This window comes from Pseudomonas sp. P8_229 (assembly GCF_034008635.1).
In the GTDB taxonomy this organism is placed as follows: Bacteria; Pseudomonadota; Gammaproteobacteria; order Pseudomonadales; family Pseudomonadaceae; genus Aquipseudomonas.
Genome location: NZ_CP125378.1, coordinates 5261488 through 5283394 on the forward strand (window position 1 = coordinate 5261488; position 21907 = coordinate 5283394).

Annotated in this window: 20 protein-coding genes; 13 read left to right on the forward strand and 7 right to left on the reverse strand. The window is 62.9% G+C overall.

The genetic code is table 11. The features are described from left to right. Positions 1 to 111: 111 nt before the first annotated feature. Positions 112 to 972, forward strand: a complete 861-nt coding sequence (locus QMK55_RS23685; RefSeq protein ID WP_320330070.1) for a LysR substrate-binding domain-containing protein — start codon at positions 112 to 114, stop codon at positions 970 to 972. A 108-nt stretch (positions 973 to 1080) separates the two neighbouring features. On the opposite strand, the gene QMK55_RS23690 is transcribed toward QMK55_RS23685, so the two are convergent. Beyond that, on the reverse strand, positions 1081 to 1953 hold the full coding sequence (locus QMK55_RS23690; protein ID WP_102358954.1) for a LysR family transcriptional regulator: 873 nt from the start codon (positions 1951 to 1953) through the stop codon (positions 1081 to 1083). 269 nt (positions 1954 to 2222) lie between these two features. Here QMK55_RS23690 and QMK55_RS23695 point away from each other — a divergent pair, with 269 nt between their 5' ends. Then, entirely contained in the window at positions 2223 to 3548 is a 1326-nt protein-coding gene (locus tag QMK55_RS23695; RefSeq protein ID WP_102358955.1) for an MFS transporter, read from the forward strand. A 71-nt stretch (positions 3549 to 3619) separates the two neighbouring features. After that, positions 3620 to 5011, forward strand: coding sequence for an FAD-dependent oxidoreductase (locus QMK55_RS23700; RefSeq protein WP_320330071.1), 1392 nt, complete (start codon positions 3620 to 3622; stop codon positions 5009 to 5011). Positions 5012 to 5570: 559 nt separating this feature from the next. On the opposite strand, the gene QMK55_RS23705 is transcribed toward QMK55_RS23700, so the two are convergent. Next, positions 5571 to 6959 carry a type VI secretion system Vgr family protein gene (locus tag QMK55_RS23705; RefSeq protein ID WP_320330072.1) on the reverse strand — a complete coding sequence of 463 codons (1389 nt, stop codon included), beginning with the start codon at positions 6957 to 6959 and terminating at the stop codon, positions 5571 to 5573. A 221-nt stretch (positions 6960 to 7180) separates the two neighbouring features. Here QMK55_RS23705 and QMK55_RS23710 point away from each other — a divergent pair, with 221 nt between their 5' ends. Next, a complete protein-coding gene (locus QMK55_RS23710) occupies positions 7181 to 7885 on the forward strand; it encodes a YebC/PmpR family DNA-binding transcriptional regulator (protein ID WP_102356867.1) in 705 nt (234 codons plus the stop codon). A gap of 94 nt (positions 7886 to 7979) precedes the next feature. Here the strand turns inward: QMK55_RS23710 and QMK55_RS23715 are convergent, their stop codons facing one another. Continuing rightward, on the reverse strand, positions 7980 to 9293 hold the full coding sequence (locus QMK55_RS23715; RefSeq protein ID WP_102356868.1) for a leucine-rich repeat-containing protein kinase family protein: 1314 nt from the start codon (positions 9291 to 9293) through the stop codon (positions 7980 to 7982). 215 nt (positions 9294 to 9508) lie between these two features. After that, positions 9509 to 10630, reverse strand: coding sequence for a cell division protein ZapE (gene zapE, locus QMK55_RS23720; protein WP_102356869.1), 1122 nt, complete (start codon positions 10628 to 10630; stop codon positions 9509 to 9511). A 286-nt stretch (positions 10631 to 10916) separates the two neighbouring features. On the opposite strand from zapE, the gene QMK55_RS23725 reads away from it, so the two are divergent. The 7 genes from QMK55_RS23725 (at position 10917) to QMK55_RS23755 (ending at position 17527) form a co-directional block, all read left to right on the forward strand. Continuing rightward, positions 10917 to 11438 carry a spore coat U domain-containing protein gene (locus QMK55_RS23725; protein WP_320330073.1) on the forward strand — a complete coding sequence of 174 codons (522 nt, stop codon included), beginning with the start codon at positions 10917 to 10919 and terminating at the stop codon, positions 11436 to 11438. Between the two features lie 104 nt (positions 11439 to 11542). Further along, positions 11543 to 12076 (forward strand): spore coat U domain-containing protein, encoded by a 534-nt coding sequence (locus QMK55_RS23730; protein ID WP_102356871.1) that lies wholly within the window; start codon positions 11543 to 11545, stop codon positions 12074 to 12076. Positions 12077 to 12096: 20 nt separating this feature from the next. Next, the gene (locus QMK55_RS23735) at positions 12097 to 12633 is read left to right on the forward strand and encodes a spore coat U domain-containing protein (protein ID WP_102356872.1); all 537 of its coding nucleotides are present in this window, start codon (positions 12097 to 12099) and stop codon (positions 12631 to 12633) included. A gap of 4 nt (positions 12634 to 12637) precedes the next feature. Next, a complete protein-coding gene (locus tag QMK55_RS23740) occupies positions 12638 to 13138 on the forward strand; it encodes a spore coat U domain-containing protein (protein WP_102356873.1) in 501 nt (166 codons plus the stop codon). 34 nt (positions 13139 to 13172) lie between these two features. Next, positions 13173 to 13961: a molecular chaperone gene (locus QMK55_RS23745; protein ID WP_102356874.1), complete on the forward strand. Its 789-nt coding sequence runs from the start codon at positions 13173 to 13175 to the stop codon at positions 13959 to 13961. A 240-nt stretch (positions 13962 to 14201) separates the two neighbouring features. Further along, positions 14202 to 16559, forward strand: coding sequence for a fimbria/pilus outer membrane usher protein (locus QMK55_RS23750; protein WP_320330074.1), 2358 nt, complete (start codon positions 14202 to 14204; stop codon positions 16557 to 16559). Continuing rightward, positions 16556 to 17527 carry a spore coat protein U domain-containing protein gene (locus QMK55_RS23755; RefSeq protein WP_102356876.1) on the forward strand — a complete coding sequence of 324 codons (972 nt, stop codon included), beginning with the start codon at positions 16556 to 16558 and terminating at the stop codon, positions 17525 to 17527. Before QMK55_RS23750 ends, QMK55_RS23755 begins: the two co-directional genes overlap by 4 nt. Before the next feature lie 120 nt (positions 17528 to 17647). Here QMK55_RS23755 and QMK55_RS23760 read toward each other — a convergent pair whose 3' ends face one another. Both QMK55_RS23760 and QMK55_RS23765 read right to left on the reverse strand, forming a co-directional pair. Continuing rightward, positions 17648 to 18403, reverse strand: coding sequence for an anti-sigma factor family protein (locus QMK55_RS23760; RefSeq protein WP_102356877.1), 756 nt, complete (start codon positions 18401 to 18403; stop codon positions 17648 to 17650). Next, positions 18400 to 18906 carry an RNA polymerase sigma factor gene (locus QMK55_RS23765; protein ID WP_102356878.1) on the reverse strand — a complete coding sequence of 169 codons (507 nt, stop codon included), beginning with the start codon at positions 18904 to 18906 and terminating at the stop codon, positions 18400 to 18402. Before QMK55_RS23765 ends, QMK55_RS23760 begins: the two co-directional genes overlap by 4 nt. Positions 18907 to 19063: 157 nt before the next feature. On the opposite strand from QMK55_RS23765, the gene QMK55_RS23770 reads away from it, so the two are divergent. Both QMK55_RS23770 and QMK55_RS23775 read left to right on the forward strand, forming a co-directional pair. After that, on the forward strand, positions 19064 to 20158 hold the full coding sequence (locus QMK55_RS23770) for a catalase family peroxidase (protein WP_320330075.1): 1095 nt from the start codon (positions 19064 to 19066) through the stop codon (positions 20156 to 20158). Then, the gene (locus QMK55_RS23775; protein WP_102356880.1) at positions 20155 to 20700 is read left to right on the forward strand and encodes a cytochrome b; all 546 of its coding nucleotides are present in this window, start codon (positions 20155 to 20157) and stop codon (positions 20698 to 20700) included. Before QMK55_RS23770 ends, QMK55_RS23775 begins: the two co-directional genes overlap by 4 nt. Here QMK55_RS23775 and QMK55_RS23780 read toward each other — a convergent pair. Beyond that, complete coding sequence (locus tag QMK55_RS23780) at positions 20697 to 21896, reverse strand: MFS transporter (protein ID WP_102356881.1); 1200 nt, start codon at positions 21894 to 21896, stop codon at positions 20697 to 20699. The genes QMK55_RS23775 and QMK55_RS23780 overlap by 4 nt on opposite strands. Positions 21897 to 21907 lie beyond the last annotated feature (11 nt).

The window sequence follows — 21907 nt, forward strand, 5'->3', positions numbered from 1 at the left end:
GTGTGTCCTCGCGATAGCGCTGTGGGATGAAGCTACGGGGCATACGTTGCAATTGAGCGTCGCATCAATCAAATTGTTTGTTGTTATGCCAGCCATCAGTGAGGGTTATTCATGAATCTGTTCCAGCTGCGCGCCTTCGACGCCGTGGCCCGGGAAGGCAGCTTCACCCGCGCCGCCGCGCGCCTGTTCATCAGCCAGCCGGCGGTCACCGGTCACATCAAGGCGCTGGAGGAGCATTACCAGATCACCTTGTTACGGCGTACCGCGCGCCGGGTGGAGCTGACCGAGGAGGGCATCAAACTGGCGGCGATCACCCGGGCCATGTTCGGTCTGGCCGAGGAAGCGCAGACCCTGCTCGAAGCCAACCGCCAGTTGCTCACCGGGCGCCTGGAAGTGGCGGCAGACGGCCCGCACATGGTCATGCCGATGCTTGCCAGCCTGCGCGCGCGGTATCCAGGGATCACGGTGAACCTGCGACTGGGCAATGCCCAGGAAACCCTCGCCGCGCTGCTGTCGGAACACGCCGATGTGGCGGTGCTGACCGAGGTCGAACCGCGCAAGGGCCTGCACCTGCAAGCCTTGAGCGAGTCGCGGATCTGCGCACTGGTGCCCGCCACACATCCGTGGGCGCAGCGTGCCGGCGAGGTGCAGCTCAAGGAGCTGGATCAGGTGATCATGGTGCTGCGTGAGCCGAGTTCGATTACCCGGCGCACCTTCGATCAGGCGTGTGCGCAGGCGGCGGTCAATCCGCGAGTGCTGCTGGAACTGGACAGCCGCGAGGCGGTGACCGAGGCGGTGGCGGCGGAACTCGGGGTGGGTGTGGTGTCATCGGTAGAAGTCAGCCATGACCCGCGAGTGGTGGCGATTCCGATTGTCGGGGACGGGCTGGTCAATCGGCACATGATCGGCTGCATGGAGCGGCGGCGGGAGTTGCGCTTGATTCAGGCGTTTTTTGGTCTGGCGCCGGCCTGATACACCGTGGTGCCCCAATCGCGAGCAGGCTCACTCCTACAGGGGGATTTGTTCTCGCCGCAAGTCCAATGTAGGAGTGAGCCTGCTCGCGATGAGGCCGGACCTGCCTTACACAAGACTCTCGCGAACCATCTCGAGAAACGTCGCCACCACCCGCCGCGAACTCTGCTCACGCAAGCACACCAGTGTCTCGGTCAAACGCCGGGTGCAATCGGTAATCGGCAACGCACACACCCGCGAATCCGCACCAAACTCCGCCGCCGACACCACCCCCACACCAATCCCCACCACCACCGCCTCGCGCGCCGCTTCCCGGCCTTCGACCTGAATCGCCGGACGAATGCGAAACCCGGCGCGGGCCATTTCCTCTTCCAGGGTCTGGCGGGTCACCGAACCGTGTTCGCGCAACACCAGGGGCGTGTCATCCAGATCCGCCAGGCAGATCGACTCGCGTTCGGCCCACGGGTGATGGCGCGAGACAAACGCCACCATCGGGTCGTTACGCAGCGGCACGCAGAGCAGGCGTTCATCACTGACATCGCGCCCCAGCAATGCCAGATCGGCCTGATAGTTGAACAGGCGAAACAGTGATTCATCGGTGTTGCCGGTCTCGATCTTCACGCTGATCCCTGGGTAGCGCTCGCAGAACCGCGCGATCTGCGGCAACACATGCACCGGGGCGTCGACCGCGAGAATCAGGCTGCCGGTTTGCAACGCCTGGGATTCCTGCAGCAATTCCTGTGCTTCAGCCTCAATCACAAACAGCCGCTGGGTGATGGCCAGCAGGCGTTCGCCAAGATCGGTCAGGCGTACCGAACGTTTATTGCGGTGAAACAGCAACACACCGAAGCGTTCTTCAAGTTTGCGCACCTGGTCGGAAATTGCCGGTTGCGTGAGAAAAAGCCGTTCGGCGGCTTTGGTGAAGCTTCCATGCACGGCCACGGCGTGGAAGGCTTTGAGCTGGGCGTGGGAGACAGACATCGTGACTCCAGTAACAAGCTGAGCTTATGTGTGAAATACGATAAATCGATTTTATTTATTAAACAGTAATTGCTTTGATCCGCTCACGCCAGCGCTGACTGCCCGTGCGGGCAGCAACCCTGGCGATGAGCCTGGGCGTGCAACAACAGGACTCATCTGACCGTTATCGCCACAGGGATGGGGCGATAACGCAGTGCTCAACAATAAAAAACACAGGCGTTTACTTAACGATTCTGCCGGCACACTCACACCCTGAGGTCAGAACCACAATGAACAAGCACATCGGCACCATTGCGCGTTGGCGCATGCAGATTTTCGCTATCACCTGGCTCGCGTACGCCGCTTTCTACTTCACCCGCAAAGCCTTTTCGGTGGCCAAACTGGGCATCGCCGAAGACCCGACCTTCATGCTCGACAAGATGGCCATGGCCAACCTCGACGCCATCTATCTGGCGGCCTACGCCATCGGCCAATTCACCTGGGGCATGCTCGCCGACCGCTTTGGCCCAAGGGTCGTGGTGCTGGGCGGCTTGCTGATTTCCGCCGCTGCCGCGTTGGTGATGGGCAGTTTTGCCACGCTGCCGATCTTCGCCACCTGCATGCTGATTCAAGGGCTGGCGCAGTCCACCGGCTGGTCGGGATTGTGCAAGAACCTCGGCAGTTTCTTCCCCGCCGAACAGCGCGGGCGCGTGCTCGGCTTATGGAGTTCCTGCTACGCGTTTGGGGGGCTGGTGGCTTCGCCGTTCGCCGGTTGGTGGGCGTATACGCTGATGGGCACCTGGCACGCTGCGTTCATTTCCAGCGCGGCAGTGGTTGCGGCGGTGGCGGTGCTGTTCTTTATCTTCCAGCGCAACAAACCGGAAGACGTCGGCCTGCCGGCAGTAGAGCCGGAGCCGGAACTGAGTGCCGAAGAGACCGCAGCCAACAGCAAACTCAGCGTCTGGGAGCCATTGAAGGAGATCCTGCGCAACCGCACGGTGCTGGTCCTGGGCCTGGCGTACTTCATGTTGAAACCGGCGCGCTACGCGATTCTGTTGTGGGGGCCGGTGATCGTCTTCGAACAGATGCCGAGTGTCGGCAAGGTCGGCGCGGCGATCATTCCCACTTCGTTCGAACTGGCCGGGTTGCTCGGGCCGATCATGATCGGCATGGCCTCGGACAAACTGTTCGGTGCCCGGCGCATGCCGGCCTGCGTCCTCAGCCTGCTGGCGCTGACCGTAACCCTGGCGCTGTTCATGGGCGCGTTGCACACCGGCAGCGTGATGCTGGTGGTGGCGCTGCTGTTTGTCATGGGCCTGACCCTGTACGGCCCGGATTCGATGATCAGCGGCGCCGCCGCCATCGATTTCGGCAAGGCCAAGGCTGGCGCGACCGCTGCCGGTTTCGTCAACGGTTGTGGCTCGGTCGGCGCGGTGCTCGGCGGACTGCTGCCGGGTTACTTCGACTCGGTGACGGTGTTCATCGTCTTTGCCGGCTGCGCGTTGTTCTCGGCACTGGTGCTGATCCCGCACTGGAATAGCCGCCCGGTCGAGGTGATGGAGCCGCGCGCGTCCATTCCCAATTGCCCGCTGACGATCAAACCGCTGCGTTCCTGAAACCCTTTGCCTCGCGGCCTGCTGCGGTGTTCGCGGCAGGCTGTGGCGTGGCCCGATGACTGGAGAATCCCATGAGACCGTTTTGGCTCGAGCAAGCCTTGCAGGCTGATCCATCCGCGACTTGCCCGCCGTTACAAGGCGAAGTGCGCACTGACGTGTGTATCGTCGGCGGCGGCTACACCGGGTTGTGGACGGCGATCATGCTCAAGCAGCAGAACCCTGAACTCGATGTTTTGCTGATCGAAGCCGACATCTGCGGCGCCGGTGCCAGTGGGCGCAACGGTGGTTGTGCGCTGTCGTGGTCGGCCAAGTATTTCACCCTCGAGCGCCTGTTTGGGGTCGAGGAAGCGGTGCGCCTGGTCAAGGAATCCGAGCGCAGCATTCACGCCATCGGCGAGTTCTGCGAACAGTACGGCGTCGACGCCGATTACCGCCTCGACGGCACGCTGTACACCGCCACCAACCACGCTCAGGTCGGCTCGACCGACGCGGTGATCGCGGCGCTGGAGCGCAATGGCATCAACTCCTTCACCCAGCGTCCAGTCGCTGACGTGCAGCGCATGGCCGGTTCGAGTAAGCATCTGGAAGGCTGGTTCTCGCCGGCGGCGGCCAGTGTGCAACCGGGCAAACTGGTGCGCGGGCTGCGTCGGGTGGCATTGCAACTGGGGGTGAAGATCCACGAAAACACGGCGATGACCGGTCTGGAAGAAGGCCGTCCGGCGCGAATCCACACGGCCAATGGCAGCGTGATCGCCGACCGTGTGGTGCTGGCGATGAACGCGTGGATGGCCCGGGCGTTTGCGCAGTTCGAACGCAGCGTGGCGATCGTGTCCAGCGACATGCTGATCACCGAACCGCGCCCGGATCTGCTACAGGAAATCGGTTTGACCAGTGGTGTCACGGTGCTCGACTCGCGGATCTTCGTGCACTACTACCACAACACCCCGGACGGCCGGATCATGCTCGGCAAGGGCGGCAACACCTTTGCCTATGGCGGGCGAATGCTGCCGGTGTTCGATCAGCCATCGCCGTATGCCGGGTTGCTCAAGCGCAGTCTTGGCGACTTTTTTCCGGCGTTCGCCGAGATCAAGGTCGATGCGACGTGGAACGGGCCGTCGGATCGTTCGGTCACCGGTCTGCCGTTTTTCGGGCAGATGAGTGCCAGTGGCAATGTGTTCTACGGTTTCGGTTATTCCGGCAGTGGCGTCGGTCCGTGTCATATGGGCGGGCAGATTCTCGCCTCGTTGGTTCAGGGGCTCGACAACCCGTGGACCCGTTCGCCATTGGTCAATGGGCCGCTGGGGTATTTTCCGCCGGAGCCGATTCGTTATCTGGGGTCATTGATGGTGCGTAATGCGATTCGCCGCAAGGAACATGCCGAAGATCATGGGCGTCGGCCGCGGCATCTGGATGTGCGTCTGGCGAAATTTGCGGCGGCGGCGGGTAAGGCTGACAAGGGTTGAATACACAGGGAACGTGTGGGAACTGGTGCTCGGCTTGGCTTTTGATCGAGGGGTACATATCCGTTTCTGCGGTAACGGCTGCTTAGGGTTCCGCCCTTACGGCGGGTCACTTTTCCAGACGCCGAAAAAGTAACCAAAAAGGCTTTACCCTGACGTTCGGCCCTCGCTGTGGCTCGGGTTCCTTCGCTCCGGGATTCATCCGTGGGGCATCGCCTCCGGTTTGCTTCGCTGCACCTCCTCTCGATGTGTTTGGCTACGCCAAACGGTCGCTGCGCTCCCACCCCCGGATAAACCCCGGAACGAGGCCTGCCGACGGGCTCCGAGATCAAAATCAAAAGCTGCAGCCGAGCTAACGCTCATCCTGTTGAGTGGTGAGAAGCGGATGCGGTCTGCTTTTGCCTTTCTGTGGGAGCGAGCCTGCTCGCGAAGGCGGCCTGTCAGCCGACCAATTTCGAACTGAACGCACCCAATCCCATTGTGGGAGCGAGCTTGCTCGCGAAGGCGGCCTGTCAGCCAACCGGTTTCTGGCAGGTGTACTCGAATCCAGTGTATGGCGCGGCTACGGCCCGGCGCTGTTGAGCAGCCAATCGAGCAGCAGGCTGCTGTCGCGGGTTGGCGGAGTTTCACGCGGTGGCGCAGGGCGCGGGTTGGCGAGACACAGGATCGGTCGATCCGGATCACTGTCGAGAAAGCTCACCCAGACTTCGCTGCCGGCGCGGGGCAGTTCATGGGCGGTGAGGCGGCCATTGGCGCCGGTCAGTGCAATCGGCAACCACAGACAAGCAGCGTCCGCTTCCTGCGCAGGCCACAGGCTGACGCCGATGCGCCCCAGCTCATCCAGTTGCGCCGGCTGGCCGGACGTACCCAGCACTCGGGCCAGGTGATATCCAGCGATGTTCGGACGCGGCTGAGCCAGGGGCGGGCGGAACTCGGTTGACCAGGGCAGGGCGGTGAAGTGGTTGCGATAGTGATGCTCCTCGCTTGTCGGGTCGAGGATCGAGGGGTGCTGGCCTTGATGCTGCAGCTCGGTCATCAGCCATTGCTCGTTGAACGCATTGATCGGGTGCTCGCTGATCTGCAACAGGTGCCCGCTGCGCAGTGCGCTGCAATCGCTGCGCCCGTGGATCGAACGGGACTGGCAGCGTTGGCGCTGCAGGTGGCGACGGCTGCGTTGTTCGGCGTGGCGCTGTGTGCCCGACAGCTGCAAGGGTATGACCGTGGGCACAGAGTGATTGGCCGCGTCTTCGGCAATCACCTGTTGGCCCCGGTTGCGAATGCCCGGCGCGGCCATGATCGGTGTCGCGTCGTGGCGTTGAAACACTGTATTGAGGCGAGGTGAAGGGCTGTCGTCAGCGACGGCGAACGGCAGCGGCATCGGCTCCTGCGGCAGGCTCAGGTTGTCATCGGCAAACACCACGACATGCCCCAGCGGGTAATGTTCGAAGTGATAGTGAATGCCTTCCTCCTCGCACAGCCGTTGCAGCAAGGCCAGGTCGCTTTCCTCGTACTGAATGCAAAACGGCCGCACCGGGTAATGACCGACGCTCATCTCGATCCGGTAACTGTCCGCAGTCAGCCCGTGTTCGCCGAGCAGTTGGGCGAGGATCGCCGGTACGCTTGATTGCACGAAGACCCGGCGCCGCGGCGCCTGCGCCAGGCTCAGCAACTGCGGGACCAGGGTCAGCCGGTAGGCGATCCGGTGGCTGGCGCGATGCTCGCAACTGACGCTGTGGATCTGGCCATGAATCCCGTGATCGGCACCCAGACGCAGGTACGCCGGTTGTCGCAGCAGGCTGCCTGGGGGGAGGGCCGGGGCCAGACCCATCACTTCAATCTCGAAACGAAAAGGCTGATTGAGGGCTTCCTTGCCACTGAAACGCAGCACTGGCAGGCACAGTGGGCCGTCGGTCAGGGTCAGGGTGAACGGGCTTTGCTGATCATTGAGCATGCATACGGGCTCTGTGGGGCAGTACGGACGGCAGAGGGTACGAAAACGCGAGCACGAATGGTCATGGCCAGTGGGTTTTTCAGAATCGCCCTACAAGGTGTGGTGAAGATGTCGATTCAACAATGCATTTTTTTGGTCGATTGCCGACTTTAGGCCGTATAAACTTGGCGCCACGCGTCGGCCAATAGATGTCTCGGCGCCACAGATCAAGAGAGTGAGTAATGGGCGCACAGTGGAAGGTTAAACACAAAGAAGCGGCAGCCAACGCCAAGGGCAAGATCTTCGGCAAACTGGTGAAAGAAATCACCATCGCTGCCCGCAACGGTGCCGATACCGCCACCAACGCACACCTGCGTCTGGTGGTCGAACAGGCCAAGAAAGCCTCGATGCCCAAGGAAACCCTGGACCGCGCCATCAAGAAAGGCGCCGGTCTGCTGGGCGAAACCGTGCAGTACCACCGCGTGACTTACGAAGGTTTCGCGCCGCATCAGGTGCCGTTGATCGTCGAGTGCGTCACCGACAATATCAACCGCACCGTTGCGGAAATCCGCGTGGCGTTCCGCAAGGGTCAACTGGGGGCTTCCGGTTCGGTGGCCTGGGACTTCAACCACGTCGGCATGATCGAAGCGTCGCCGGACACCCCGGACGCCGATCCGGAAATGGCCGCGATCGAGGCTGGTGCCCAGGACTTCGAGCCGGCTGAAGAGGGCGCGACCCTGTTCCTGACCGATCCGACCGACCTCGACGCCGTGCAGAAAGCCCTGCCCGAGCAAGGTTTCACCGTGCTGTCGGCCAAACTCGGCTACCAGCCGAAGAACCCGGTCAGCGGCCTGAGCGACGAGCAGATGGCTGAAGTCGAAGCGTTCCTCGAAGGCCTCGACAACCATGATGACGTGCAGGACATGTTTGTCGGTCTGGCAGGTTGATCGGCTGAGTCACTGATACCGCCTTCGCGAGCAGGCTCGCTCCCACAGGGGATTTGTGAACGCCACAGATCCAGTGTGGGAGCGTGCGCAGCGGTCACAGCAGCGCCAGCACCTCAATCACTTCGCTGAACCCCGGCCGCGCCAGCACATCCGCCTGGCAGCAACGCCGTTCCAGATTCTCCAGTACCTTGCGCCGTTCGACACTCAACCCCGAGTCGATGCGCGCCAGCAATTCGCCGAGCAGAATCGCGAACGCCCGCACTTCGATGCGTTGCAGCGCCTGTGTTTCCAGATTGTCGGTGGTGGCATGGAACGACGCCGCGCCAAAATCCCCCAGCAGGCAATCGCCGTGTTCGTTCAACAGAATGTTGTGCCCGTAGAGATCGCCGTGGGTGATGCCCTGTTGATGCAGGTGTTCGGCCGCCGAAGCGATGCCTTGGGCAATGTTCAACGCGACCTCGGCACTGAACCGGCAATCCTCGCGGTAAACATCCCGCGAGCAACTGGCCAGGCTCGGCAATGCCGCCAGGTTGCGGAAACTCGGGTCGATCAGTTGCATGACCAAGCCCTGTTGCCCGTCAGGATGACCCTGAATGCGGCCCTCGACGCGGATCAGGTTCGGGTGCAGGCCGGCGGTGATGCAGGCGTTCATCTCATGCAACGGCGAACCGTCGCTGGTCATCTCGCCTTTGTACAGCTTCACCGCGACCGGGACTTGCGAGTGCTCGGTACGTTGCCACAGCGCCCGGGAAATTACCCCGGAAGCGCCTTCGCCCAGGCGTTGTTCCAGACGCAGCGCCGACCAGTCGATCAGCGGCGTGGCCTCCAGCGCGGCGGCGTCGGCTTCGGTTTCCAGCGGATTGCCGGCATACGCCAGCCAGGTCAGGCTCGGCAGGGTCAGCAGCCACTGCGGTAGTTCGCGCAGGCGGTTGGCGGCGATGCGGATCAGTTCCAGACGATGACATTGGCTCATCGACGCTGGCAGCGTTTGCAGGCGATTGCCGGCCAGCAGCAATTTTTGCAGGTACGGGCGCTCGCCCAGTTCGTTCGGCAAGGTTTCGATGCAGTTGTCGGTCAGGATCAACCAGCGCAACAGCGGCGGAAGGGCTGCGCCCGGCACGTGACGGATGCGGTTGGCCTTGAAGGCGACCATCGTCAGTGCCACACATTGACCGACGCAGACCGGCACTTCGGTGAAGCGGTTGTCCGAGCAGAACAGAATGCGCATCTTCGTCAGCCGATGCAGGTCGTCCGGCAGGCTGCTCAAGGCATTGCCGCTGAGGTTGAGCACCTCCAGCGTATCGGCCAGCTCGAAAATTTCCCGGGGGAACTCGGTCAGGCCGCAAGACAGGTCAAGCCGGGTAATGCCCGACAACTCGCCGGCGCGCAATTGAGCAAGGGTGTGCATGTGGATGTTCACTATCAAGGGAAAGAAGCGCCGGGCGCTCGGAATGGGCGACATGATAACGGCAATGGCTGGATTTGCACTGATCTGACCCTCGATAACTCCGTAAACCCTGTGGGAGCGGGCTTGCTCGCGAAGGCGTCCTGTCAGTCAGTAACTCGTCGCTGACACTGCGCTTTCGCGAGCAAGCCCGCTCCCACAAAAAGGGATCTTTAGGGTCAGTGAATTTCCTGCAATTGCCCCAAACGGCTGCGCGTGCGGGCCAGGTCGATGACGTTGCCGCCGAGGGCCTCACGCAGTGGCAAGCGGCCGAGCAGGGTCAGGTGTTTGTCCTGGTCGTAGAGCACGTCGATCAGGTTGATGAAGCGCTGTTGCGCGGCGATTGAGCATTCGTCCAGTTCCGGCAGGTCGTCGATGATCCAGTGGTCGAAACGCCGGCACAGCTCTAGATAATCCATCACCGCTGTCGGTTGCTCGCACAGGTCGTTGAAGGTAAACGCGACCCGGCCGCCATCGCACAGGCGCGCCTGAACGTGTCGGGTGCCCACCGGAAGCGCAATGGCCGGGGCACCCTCGGGCGGCAGGTTCAGGGTCTGGCGCTGTATTGCCGTGGCCGGCCACACATAGTGGCCCTGAGTGAATACTTGATGCGCATGGTTGCTCGCGTGACTGCGGTAATCGTGCGCGCCGCCGACTTCCATGATTTGCATCCGCGCGTTGATCAAATCGATCACCGGTTTGAAGCGAGCGTGATAGAGCGGGTTGGGCAGCAAGCCTTCCGGCGGATAGTTGGAGGTCACCAGCAGCAGGACGCCGCGTTGGAACAAGGCCTTGAACAGTCGGGTGATGAGCATCGCATCGCCGATGTCATGCACATGAAACTCGTCGAAACACAGGACCCGGCAATCGTGCAGCAGCTCGTCGAGGGTGACGGCGAGGGCGTCGTCGCGTTGACGATGGTTGAACATGCCCTGATGCAGCCGGGCAAAGAATTCATGAAAATGCACGCGCTGTTTCTGCGCGGTCGGCAACGCCTGGAAGAAGCCATCGAGCAGCCAGCTCTTGCCGCGTCCGACTGCGCCGTGCAGGTACAGGCTCGGTGGCGTTTGCGCGCTGGCACCGAACAACTGGCTGGCCTGTTGCGCCATGCAGTCGATCACCCGCTGCTGGCTGTGACTGAGGGTGTAACCCTGGCCATGGGCCTTGTGCCGGAAGTAATCACGGATCGACTGGCCACTGGCGTCATGCCCGCTGTTGCCCGGCCGGCCTTTCGCGAGCCAGCGGCGCAACGCCGACCAGCGTTGGGTCAGTGGTGATCGTTTGGGCGCTTGAGAGGGCACAGTGCGGTCACTCCGTGTTCATCAAACCGGCTCCCGGGAGCGCGGCGACGTAGTGTAACCAGAGGCTGCGGCAACCGGCCATCGCGGCTCGTCGACAGTGGGCGATAACTGAACAACATTGTGCGCAACGTACAGCAATTTTCAGCGATGTAATTCGCCTTGTTGCCAATCTTTCGAAACATATCCCGGCAGATCGATGGATCCAATCGACTGGCGGATTCGTCGACCGTTGCTAACCTGAAACACAGTAACGTCATCCAGGGGTTCCCTCACAAGGAATGGGACAGTGATTGCACGCGTGGTGGTGGGCCTGCTCGGCTTGCTCGGGGCCTCGGTGTACGCGGCGGATCTTCAGGTTGAAGTCCGCGTCGACGTGCAACGTGGTTGCCAACTGGTCGGCCAGCAGCGTGAGGCGGGCATCGAACAACTGGGCGTACTGGATTTCGGCAGCACCGCGCGCCTCGATGATCCGGCCGGACCATTGGGGGCGGCGCTGACCAACCAGCGTTTGCCACGCCTGGAGTGCAATCCCGACACGCCGTATCAGTTGCGTGTCGACGGTGGCCTGCACGGCGGCGTCGGTGAGGTTCGCTACATGGCGGGGGCGGCTGGGAGCCAACCGATTCCGTATCGCCTGTATCAGGACGCGGCGCGCCGGGTGCCGCTGGTGGTGGATGTGCCGGTCAGCGGTCGGGTGCCGGACACCGGCACAGTGGAGTTGCCGCTGTACGCGCGGATCGAGCGCCTGGCGCAGGTGCCGCAGGTCAGCCTTTATTCGGATCTGCTGAAAGTCACCGTGACCTGGTGAGTGCAGGGTTTCAGGCAATCCGCTGGAGGGGGTTGCACAGGGAAGGGGCGTTCAATGCTGAACGCAAGGTTCGCAGGCATCCTGAAGGAGTAGGGACGGGCGCAATGACAGGCAAGCACTGGATGGTCATCGCCACAGGTACGCTGCTGTTGCTCGCTGACGACGCACAGGCGGCGGTCAGTGGGCAGATACATGCGCGGCTGATCCTGATTGCCGGCTGCGAAGTCACCAACAGCGCCACCCCCGCGACCCCGGTGAGCAATTTCGGTACCCTCGATTTCGGTCAGCAGGGGCCGACCTGGGACGCGCCGATCAAGGCCAGTCTCGACGGCGACAGCAGCGGCAAGCTGAACGTCGCCTGCAATCCTTCGGTCACCGGGTTCACCGTCAGCATCGACGGCGGCACCCACGGTGACGGCACCACGCGGCGCCTGAGCAACGGGCGCCAGACCCTGCCTTATCAACTGTTCCTGGATGCCTCGGGCAGCCAGCGCTACAGCATCGGCCAACAACACAATTTCGCTGTCACCAGCGGTGCGCAGATACCGATTCCGGTATTTGGCTCGGTGGTGGCGAATACCCGCGCGGTACCGGCAGGTGTCTATACCGACACGCTGACAGTGACGCTCGACTGGTAACCCCGTAGAGGACGGACACCATGCGCAAGTTTGCATCAAGGATTGGTTTGTCGTTGCTCGGCCTGACGCTGGTTTCCAGTGCCAACGCCGCCACCACCGTCACCGGCCAGATCACCGCCAGCCTGACCTTGATCAGCAGCTGTCAGGTCAACGGTGCCGGCGGCTCCACCGGGCTGAACTTCGGTGCGTTGAACTTCGGCACCGCCAACAGCCTGTTCACCACCGCCAGCGGCCAGGTATTGGGCGGTGGTGGCGGGGCGCTGTCGATTCTCTGCTCCAGTGGCACGACCCCGGTGGTCAAGGTGCGCGCTGGCGCTCACGACGGGCAATCGCCGGGTGGCGCTCGTGCGCTGTACGACGGTGTCGCCAACTACGTTCCGTACGATTTCTACACCGATGCCGGGCATTCGACACTGCTGCCGATTGACGGGACGATCAACCTGGCGACCAGCACCGGCGTGGCGCAGACGGTGAACCTCTACGGTCAGGCGGTGGGCAAGGCCGGGTTGCCGGCAGGGACGTACACCGACACTGTCGCTGTCGAACTGACGTTCTGATGCCATGCGCTGTCAGGGCTGCGCCGCGCTGCTCCTGCTCTGTGCGGGCAGTGTGCCGCTGCCGCTGGGGGCGGCGACCAGCCAGAGTTTTCAGGTCAGCGCCACCATCACACCGGGGTGTCTGGTGGTGGGCGGGGTCTCGAATTACGGCGGGCTGAATTTCGGTTCCAGTTCGGCGCTTTCCACCGGCACGGTGCAAGTGGCACTGACGGGTGGCGTGCAACTGCAATGCACACCGGGAGTGACGTTGAACATGACCGTCGATGGCGGCCAGTACAACAGCAGCGGCCGCCACATGCAGCTCAACAGCGGCAGTGCGCGGGTGGCTTACGCGCTGTTTCGCGATGCGGCATACAGCCAGAGCCTGGGCATCAGCCAGAGCGTGGCGGTGGCCTATAGCGATGCGAACAATATCAGCCTGCCGATTTACGGTCAGGTGCAGTTGCCGGGCAATCAGCCTGGGGGGACGTACAGCGACGTGTTGCAGGTGCAACTGTCGTGGTGAGGCGACATTTGAATGGCCGACAAGGAGCAGGTTCATGGGGGCAGTTACGTCACGGCATTGGGTTGTGCAGTACGCGATGTTGGCGTTGGTCATGCTCGGGGCCGGTCAGGTGCAGGCCGCCAGCTCGGTGCTGATCTGGCCGATCGATCCGGTGCTGGAAGCCGATCAACAGGCGAGTGCGCTCTGGCTGGAGAACCGCGGCACGGAAACCGCCAACTTGCAGATCCGCGTGTTCGGCTGGAGCCAGAGCGGTTTTGAAGAGCAATACCAGAACCAGCGCGACGTGATCGGCAGCCCGCCGGTAGCGAAGATCGAGCCGGGCCAGAAACAGCTGGTGCGTCTGACCCGAACCAAGGACGTACCGCCGGGGCAGGAACTGGCTTACCGGATCATCATCGACGAAATCCCTGCCGTTCAGCCACCGGCTGCCGAGGGCGGCAAAACGGCGGCAGCGATTCGCTTCCAGATGCGTTATTCGGTGCCGTTATTTGCCTACGGTGCCGGGTTGTGGAGCAAGGAAGACACCACTCGCCCGCGTGATCCCAAGGGTATTGGTCTGCCGCAGCTGAGCTGGCGCACGGTGGCGGTGGAGGGTCGGCCGTATGTCGAAGTGCGCAATCAGGGCGCGGTGCACGCGCGGCTGACCGATGTGGTGATCAAACAGGGTGGACAGAGCAAGCCAGTGGCCGAGGGACTGCTGGGTTACGTGCTGCCGGGAGCGGTGATGCGCTGGCCGGCGCCGGGACCGCTGGCGGGCGAGTCGGCGCTGCAGGTGAGGGTCAATGGTGGGGCGCAGGTGCAGAGCATTGCGCCGGGGCGGTGATCGAGTCAGTGGTTTGAGGTGAGCAGGTTTACCTGTGGTGAGGGGATTTAGCGAAAAGTCGCACCGCCCCGATCGGCTGCGCAGCAGTCGTCATGGCGGGCAACTGGGTACATCAGGGGAAAGCAGGGCCGCTGCGCGCCCCATCGGGGATAAATCCCCTCGCCACAATGAGAGTAGCAACCTGCCATTGAGGGCGGTGGCATCAGGAGGATTCAGTCCATTGACGGACGTAAAGCGTGTATGAGCCCGGGATGGGCTCGCCGTATTCAGCGTCCGTTGTGGCTCATGACTGGCGCGTGGTGCCTGATGTTCGTTCAACCATCCGGGGCCGGGGAACTGCCGCCGCCTCCCAGCGGCATGGAGGCCGTGAGTGATGCTCAGTTGTTTCTGGAGTTGGTGGTCAATCAGATGAACACCGGGCGGGTGGTGGCGGTGCAGCAGCGCGACGGGCATCTGTTCCTGCCGGTCAGCGTATTGACCGAAACCGGGATGAAACTGCCAGGCAATCCTGGTGCCGAAGTCGACCTCGACGGACAGCCGGGGTTGCACAGTGAATACGACAGCGTCGGTCAGCGCCTGCTGCTGGAGGTGCCGCCGCAGTGGCTGCCGGACCAGTTCATCGGCAATCGCCAGAACTATCCGCGCACCCCGGCACTGAGCAGTTTCGGTGCGCTGTTCAACTATGACCTGTACCTCAACGACACCGCCGATGCCGGCACCTATCTGGCGGCCTGGAACGAGGTGCGGCTGTTCGACAGCTGGGGCACGCTGTCCAACACCGGGCAGTACCGGCGCACCTTGTCTGGTGACTCGGTCAGTACGCTGGACAACGGCTATTTGCGCTACGACACCACCTGGCGTTACTCCGACGACGAACGAATGCTCACTTACGAGGGCGGTGACGTGATCAGCGGTGCCTTGCCCTGGAGCAACTCGGTGCGGCTGGGCGGCGTGCAGTTCTCGCGGGATTTTGCCGTGCGCCCGGACCTGGTGACCTACCCCTTGCCGCAGTTTGCCGGTGAAGCGGCGGTGCCGTCGTCGGTGGATCTGTTCATCAACGGCTACAAATCCAGCAGCGCCGATCTGCAACCGGGCCCGTACACCTTGACCAACATTCCGTTCATCAACGGCGCCGGAGAGGCGGTGGTGGTGACCACCGATGCACTGGGGCGGCAGGTGTCGACCACGGTGCCGTTCTATGTCACCAGCAGCTTGCTGCAAAAGGGCCTGAGCGATTTTTCCGTGGCGGCCGGTACGTTGCGCCGCGATTACGGTTTGAAGGATTTCAGCTACGGCACCGGCGTCACCTCCGGCAGCCTGCGGTATGGCGTCAGTGACAGTTTTACCCTGGAAAGCCATGCCGAAGCCGCGGACTCGCTGACCCTCGGCGGGATCGGCGGCAACCTGCGCCTGGGCAATTTCGGCGTGCTCAACAGCGCCATCAGTCAGAGCCGTTTCGAAGGTGACGGTGGCGACCAGTTGAGCCTTGGCTATCAATACAGCAGCCAACGCTACAGCTTTGCCTATCAACGCCTGCAACGCCGCGACCAGTACGCCGACCTGAGCGTGATCGACACTCCGTACGTCAGCCTCAGCCGCCGTAGCGAACAGGCGACCCTGAGCGTCAACCTCGACCGCTGGGGCAGCCTCGGTGCGGGCTATTTCGACGTGCGTGCTGCGGACGATTCGCGCACGCGGCTGCTCAACCTGAGTTGGAGCAAGTCACTGTGGCGCAACAGCAGTTTTTATCTGTCGGCCAACCGCGAGATCGGCGACAGCAACTGGGCGGTGCAGGCGCAACTGGTGATTCCGTTCGATTTGCGCGGCAGCCTGGCGATCAGCAGTGAACGCAGCAAGACCGGGCAAAGTCAGCAGCGGGTCAACTACAGCCGCTCGGTGCCGACCGAGGGCGGCGTCGGTTTCAATCTGGGTTACGCCAAGGGTGACGGTCCCGATTATCGTCAGGCCGACGTGACCTGGCGCCTGCAATCGGTGCAATTGCAGGCCGGGGTCTACGGCACCTCAGACGCCGAAACCCGTTGGGCCGACGCCAGTGGCTCGCTGGTGTGGTTGGACCGGCAGGTGTTCGCCGCCAATCGTATCGACGATGCATTTGTGGTGGTCAGCACCGATGGCTTTGCCGATATTCCGGTGCGCTACGAAAACCAGCAGGTCGGTCAGACCGACAAGAACGGCCATCTGCTGGTGCCGTGGAGCAGCGCTTACTACCGCGGCAAATACGAAATCGATCCACTGAATCTGCCGGCCAACGTGCGCAGCCCCAACGTCGAACAACGCATCGCCGTGCGCCGGGGCAGTGGTTATTTGCTGGAGTTTCCACTGTCCCGGGTGATCGCCGCGAGCATCGTGCTGGTGGATGCGCAGCAACGTGAACTGCCGTTGGGCGCGGGCGTGCTGCATGAGCAGAGTGGGACGCGCACGGTGGTCGGCTGGGATGGGCTGGTGTATCTGGAAAACCTGCAGGCGCAGAACGCGTTGCAGGTGACACTGGCGGGCGGCAAGACCTGCAAGGCACAGTTCAGCGTGGACATGCAGCAGAGCCAGGTGCCGCTGATCGGCCCGTTGGTGTGCCAGTGATCGCAGCCCGAATCTGTCTGTGCCTGGCGCTGCTGCTGCCGGGGGCGGCGCAGGCCTTGTGTTCGGTGCCCGGCACCACGCCGGCGGCGTTCGGCTCGATCAGTTCGATTGCCGTGCGCACCACCACCCAGTCGAGTTCCACGCTCAATGCCGGGTTGAGTTGCACCGGGTCGCTGCTGTCACTGCTGACCAGCAACGACCATTTCTACGCCACCATCACCTCGACCCAGAGCGGGTTGCTCGGGCCGACCGGGGACGTCATCGGTTACACGATCTACGCCAACAACAGCACCAGTTACCCGGTGACCCGCGGCACAGCTTACGATTTCGCCCGCAACGGCATCATCGACGCGCTGGGGTTACTCAACGGCACCACCCCGAAAACCGTGCCGCTGTACCTGGGCACGACCATCGGCAGCAACGTCGCCGCCGGGGTCTATACGGAAACCCTGAGCATTTTCTGGAACTGGAATTACTGCTCCGGGATCGGTATCGGCAGTGTTTGCCTGGGGCGCGACATCAATAGCGGTACGGCGACGCTGACGGTGAATCTGACCGTGTCCAACGACTGCACGATTACCGCGCCGAACATCGCGTTCGGCAGCGCGCCGGTGATCAGCGCCTTTACCCCGGTGACCGGGCAGACAATCAATCTGGCCTGCACCAAGGGCAGCGCCTACACCGTGGGTTTGAGCGACGGGCAGAACCCGGTCGGTGTCGGTGGCCGGCGGCGGATGATTTCCGGGAGCAATTATCTGGCCTACGACATCTTCAAAAGTGCCGGCACCACCCGTTGGGGCAGCGTTGGCAGCGAGCGTCGGGCCAGCACGGATGCCGAGGTCAATCCGGGGAACGGGCTAGGCACCGGGAGCCAGATCTTCAATTACAACGCGAAGATTTATACCGACCAGACCACGCCGCCGGCGGGGACGTACCTGGACAATGTGGTGCTCGACGTAGGGTTCTGAATTCACACAGTCCCTGTAGGAGTGAGCCTGCTCGCGATAGCTTTCTGTCAGTTACATCTGATCTGACTGGTGCACCACTATCGCGAGCAGGCTCACTCCTACAGGGGATCTATGAAGCTCTCAGAATTGCATTGATTGCTTGAGTTGTTTTGCCGCCGGCGAGTCAGTCGGGCTGACCATTGCATAGTTGTATCCGCCGCCGGACCAGTAATCGGCCTGCAGATCACCATCGCTGCGGCTGCCGCGTGGCAGGAAGGTGTTCTTCGGCCCCGGTGGACGCACGTAGAAGCTGACCTTGTGGCCGCTGCGATCCTCGTACATCACCATCGCCGCCGGGCCTTCGTCGGTGCTGAGCAGGCGGCCGCTGACCGGTTCGAACCCTGCGGCTTTCAGGTCCGGCAAGCGACTGGCCTGAGTGAAATAACGGTCGAGCCAGCGCTGCATGTCGCCGTCAGTGTCGACCTTGTAGTCCGCCGGCAACATCCCTTGCTGGGCAATCAGTCGATAGGCCTGCAGGGCGTCGGTCATCGGTAACAGGGAAGGGCGCACCAGGGTCATTTCCCGTGCCTGCCAGCCGCTGAAGCCGCCGATGCCGACCGCGATCAGCAACACCGCCGCGCTGGCCAGGTGGCGCCGCGACTGACGCTTGAGGCGCTGGCGAATCAGTGCCGGATCGAGTTCCGGATTGGCCGGTAGCTGCAATGCATTGCCGAGGGCAGCGCGCAATTGCTGGGCGTCCTGTTGCCAGGCGCGCACCTGCGCAGCGGCTTCCGGGTGGGTGGCTAACCAAGTGTCGAGCACGCGCCGATCAGCCTCGTTGAGTTGGTGGTCGACGTAAGCGTGCAGGTCGCGCTCGCTGGGGGGCATGCTGATCATTTGAGTATCCGCAAAGAAGGGCTGCTGATTTCGCCGTCGCTCAGTTGGCGCAACGCCTGGCGGGCGCGGGACAGGCGCGACATCACGGTGCCGGTGGGGACGTCGAGGATGTCGGCGACTTCCTGGTAGCTCAGGCCTTCCACCGAGACCATCAACAGCAGGGCACGCTGCTCGGTGGGCAGGCGATCGAAGGCTTGCAGGGTCGATTGAGCGATCACGGTACGCTCGGTTGAGGGTTCGGCGTCGTCGCGACCGGTGAAGAATTCGAGCATTCGTGCATAACGACGCGAGCGCCGGTGGGCATCGAGAAATTGCCGATAGAGGATCGCGAACAGCCACGCGCGCACGTCGCCCTCGGCGCGTTTGCCACCCCAGCCGGACAGGGCCCGCTCAAGGCTGGCCTGCACCAGATCGTCGGCGCTGCTGCTGTTGCGGGTCAGTGACACGGCAAAGCGGCGCAATCTGGGAATGATTTCTTTCAACTGTTCGTCGAATTCGCTCATGAAATTCTGCTAGTCACTACGCTGTGGACTAGGAAGACGTCCGCCGCTGGAGGTTATTCCACGTTCGGAAAAATAAATACCGGGTCATGGAATAAATCCCGCTGGGGTGCGTCTTGCTGATTCTTCCTACTTGTGGCCGATGGCCCTGGAGTTATTCATGGTTGATCGCACTTCACCGCCGGGCAGGCCACCGCGTCCGCCCTTGAGCGCCGCGAGCGCAGTGTTGCGCCTGACGGCGATTGCCGTGGTGGTTGCCGCTGTCGCCGGGGCGTTTGCCTACGTGCACGGTAACTTTGACCCACAACGTCTGACGCCCAAGGCGTTGGTTGACGTGCTGGAGAAAAACAACGGCGTGCATCCCGGGTTTCGTCGCAACCACGGCAAGGGCGTGTGCGTGATCGGGCATTTCGAGAGCAGCGGCGAGGCGCGGGCGTTCTCTTCCGCGCAGGTGTTCAACGAGGCGCAGACTCCGGTGGTCGGGCGTTTCGCACTACCGGCGGGTAATCCCTACGCACCGGACAACAGCGTGCCGATCCGCAGTCTGGCATTGCGTTTCACCCAGGCCAACGGTCAGCAATGGCGCACCGGAATGAACAGCATGCCGGTGTTTCCGGTCGGCACGCCCGAGGCGTTCTATCAGTTGCAGCAGGCGCAGTCGCCGGACCCGGCCACGGGCAAGCCGGATCCGTCGAAAGTCCCGGCGTTCTTCGCCGCGCATCCGGAGGCGGTGCCGTTCCTGACCTGGGTGAAGACCGCCAAACCGTCGGCCAGCTATGCCACCGAAACCTACAATAGCGTGAATGCGTTCTATCTGGTCAACGCCAGTGGCCAGAAGCAGGCCGTGCGCTGGAGCGTTACGCCACTGGCGCGTGATGCCGCCGGAGCCACGGCGCCGGAGGGTGCGGACTTTCTCGAGAAGGATCTGGTGCAGCGTCTGGCCGAAGGGCCGTTGCGCTGGCAGTTGAACATCACCCTGGCCAACCCCGGTGATCCGGTGAACGACGCCAGCAAGACCTGGCCCGAGGGGCGCAAGGTGTTGAATGCCGGCACGCTGGTGTTGGAGAAGACTCAGCCGCAACTCAGCGGCGAATGCCGTGACATCAACTACGATCCGCTGGTGCTGCCGGCCGGTATCGAAGGTTCCGACGACCCATTGCTTGCTGCGCGTTCTGCCGGTTACGCCGATTCCTACCTGCGCCGTACCAGTGAAGTCAGCCAATTGCCCGCCGCCAAGCAGGAGGCTCGCCCATGAGCACGCAACCGACTCATTTCGCGCTGTTGGCGCGGCTGCTGCACTGGCTGATGGCGCTGATGGTCATTGCCATGTTGTTCATTGGCGCCGGCATGGTCACTTCCGTTTCGCAGCGGCATGAATGGCTGATTCACCTGCACAAACCGCTGGGCATCGCGATTCTGCTGCTGGTGGTCGTGCGCCTGTTGGTGCGGTTTTCCACCCGACAGCCGCCGCTGCCTGCGGATCTTCCGGGCTGGCAGGTGATGGCGGCCAAGGCTTCGCACGTGTTGTTGTACGCGTTGATGCTGGTGCTGCCGGTGCTCGGCTGGGCGATGATCAGTGCGTCGGGCGAGCCGGTGATGCTCAGCACTACGTTGCAGCTGCCGTCGATCCTGCCGGCCGATGCACAACTGTTCGCCGTGCTGCGCAAGACGCATGGCTATCTGGCGTATCTGCTGTTCCTGACCGTGCTGCTGCACCTGGCGGCGGCGCTGTTCCATGGTTGGGTGCGCCGCGACGAGGTGCTCGACAGCATGCTGCGCGGTCGGGATCGCGACTAGCCTGCCTGGGTGGCGCACTGCTGCGGTGCGCCACTTTTCAGGGTCAGCCACCAGTAACCCAGCGCCAGCGCATTGATACCGGCGCCGAGCAGGCACACACCGGTCCAGCCGGCCCACGCGTACATCGCCGTCGAAATGAGCGAACCCACTGCGCTACCGATCGAATAGAACAGCATGTAGCCGGCGGTGAGGCGGCTTTGTGCTTCGGGGCGCACGCTGTAGATCATGCTCTGGCTGGTGACGTGCACGGCCTGCAAGCCCAGATCGAGGGTGATCACGCCGAGCAACAGCGCCCACAGCGACGACTGGGTGAGGGCGATCGGGAGCCACGAAGCCAGCATCAGCAATAACGAAAGCCCACTGACCCATTGGCCAAGACCCCGGTCGGCCAGGTGTCCGGCACGCGCCGCCGCCAGCGCACCGGCGGCTCCAGCCAGTCCGAACAGACCGATTTCACTGTGAGACAACGACAGCGGTGGCGCGGCCAGCGGCAGCACCATCGGCGTCCACAGGACCATGGCGCTGGCGAAGGTCAGCAGGGCGAGTATCGCCCGTTGTCGCAGCACCGGTTCTTGTCTGAACAGGCGGAACACCGAAGCGATCAGCGCGCTGTAACTGCTGGCCGGCTGCGCGGACTCACCCTTGGGCAGGACGCGCAACAGCAGCAGCGCCATCAGCAGTGTCAGCCCCGCCGACAGCATGTAAATCGCCTGCCATCCGGCCAGGTCAGCCATGGCCCCGGCAACGGTGCGCGCGAGCAAGATACCGACGACGATGCCGCTGGTGACGACCCCGACCACCCGGCCGCGTTGTGCCGGGACGGCCAGTGTCGCGGCGTAGGCCACCAGCACTTGCGTCACCACCGCGAGCAAACCGGTCAGGGTCATGCCGAGCAGTAACCACGCGCTGTTGGGCGCCAGCGCGATCAGTAGCAGGGCCGCTGCCGAGAGCAGGGTCTGGGTGACGATCAGCCGCCGTCGGTTGAGCAGGTCGCCGAGTGGCACCAGCAACACCAGACCGATGCCGTAGCCGAACTGCGTCAAGGTGATGACGATGCCGATGGTCGCCGGCGACATGGCAAATGCTTCGGCCATGGCATCCAGCAGCGGCTGCGCGTAATACACATTGCCCACGGCCAGTCCACAGGCGACGGCGAACAGCAGCACCACGCTGCTTTTGAGGGGTTGAGGTTGCATGCCCTGATTCC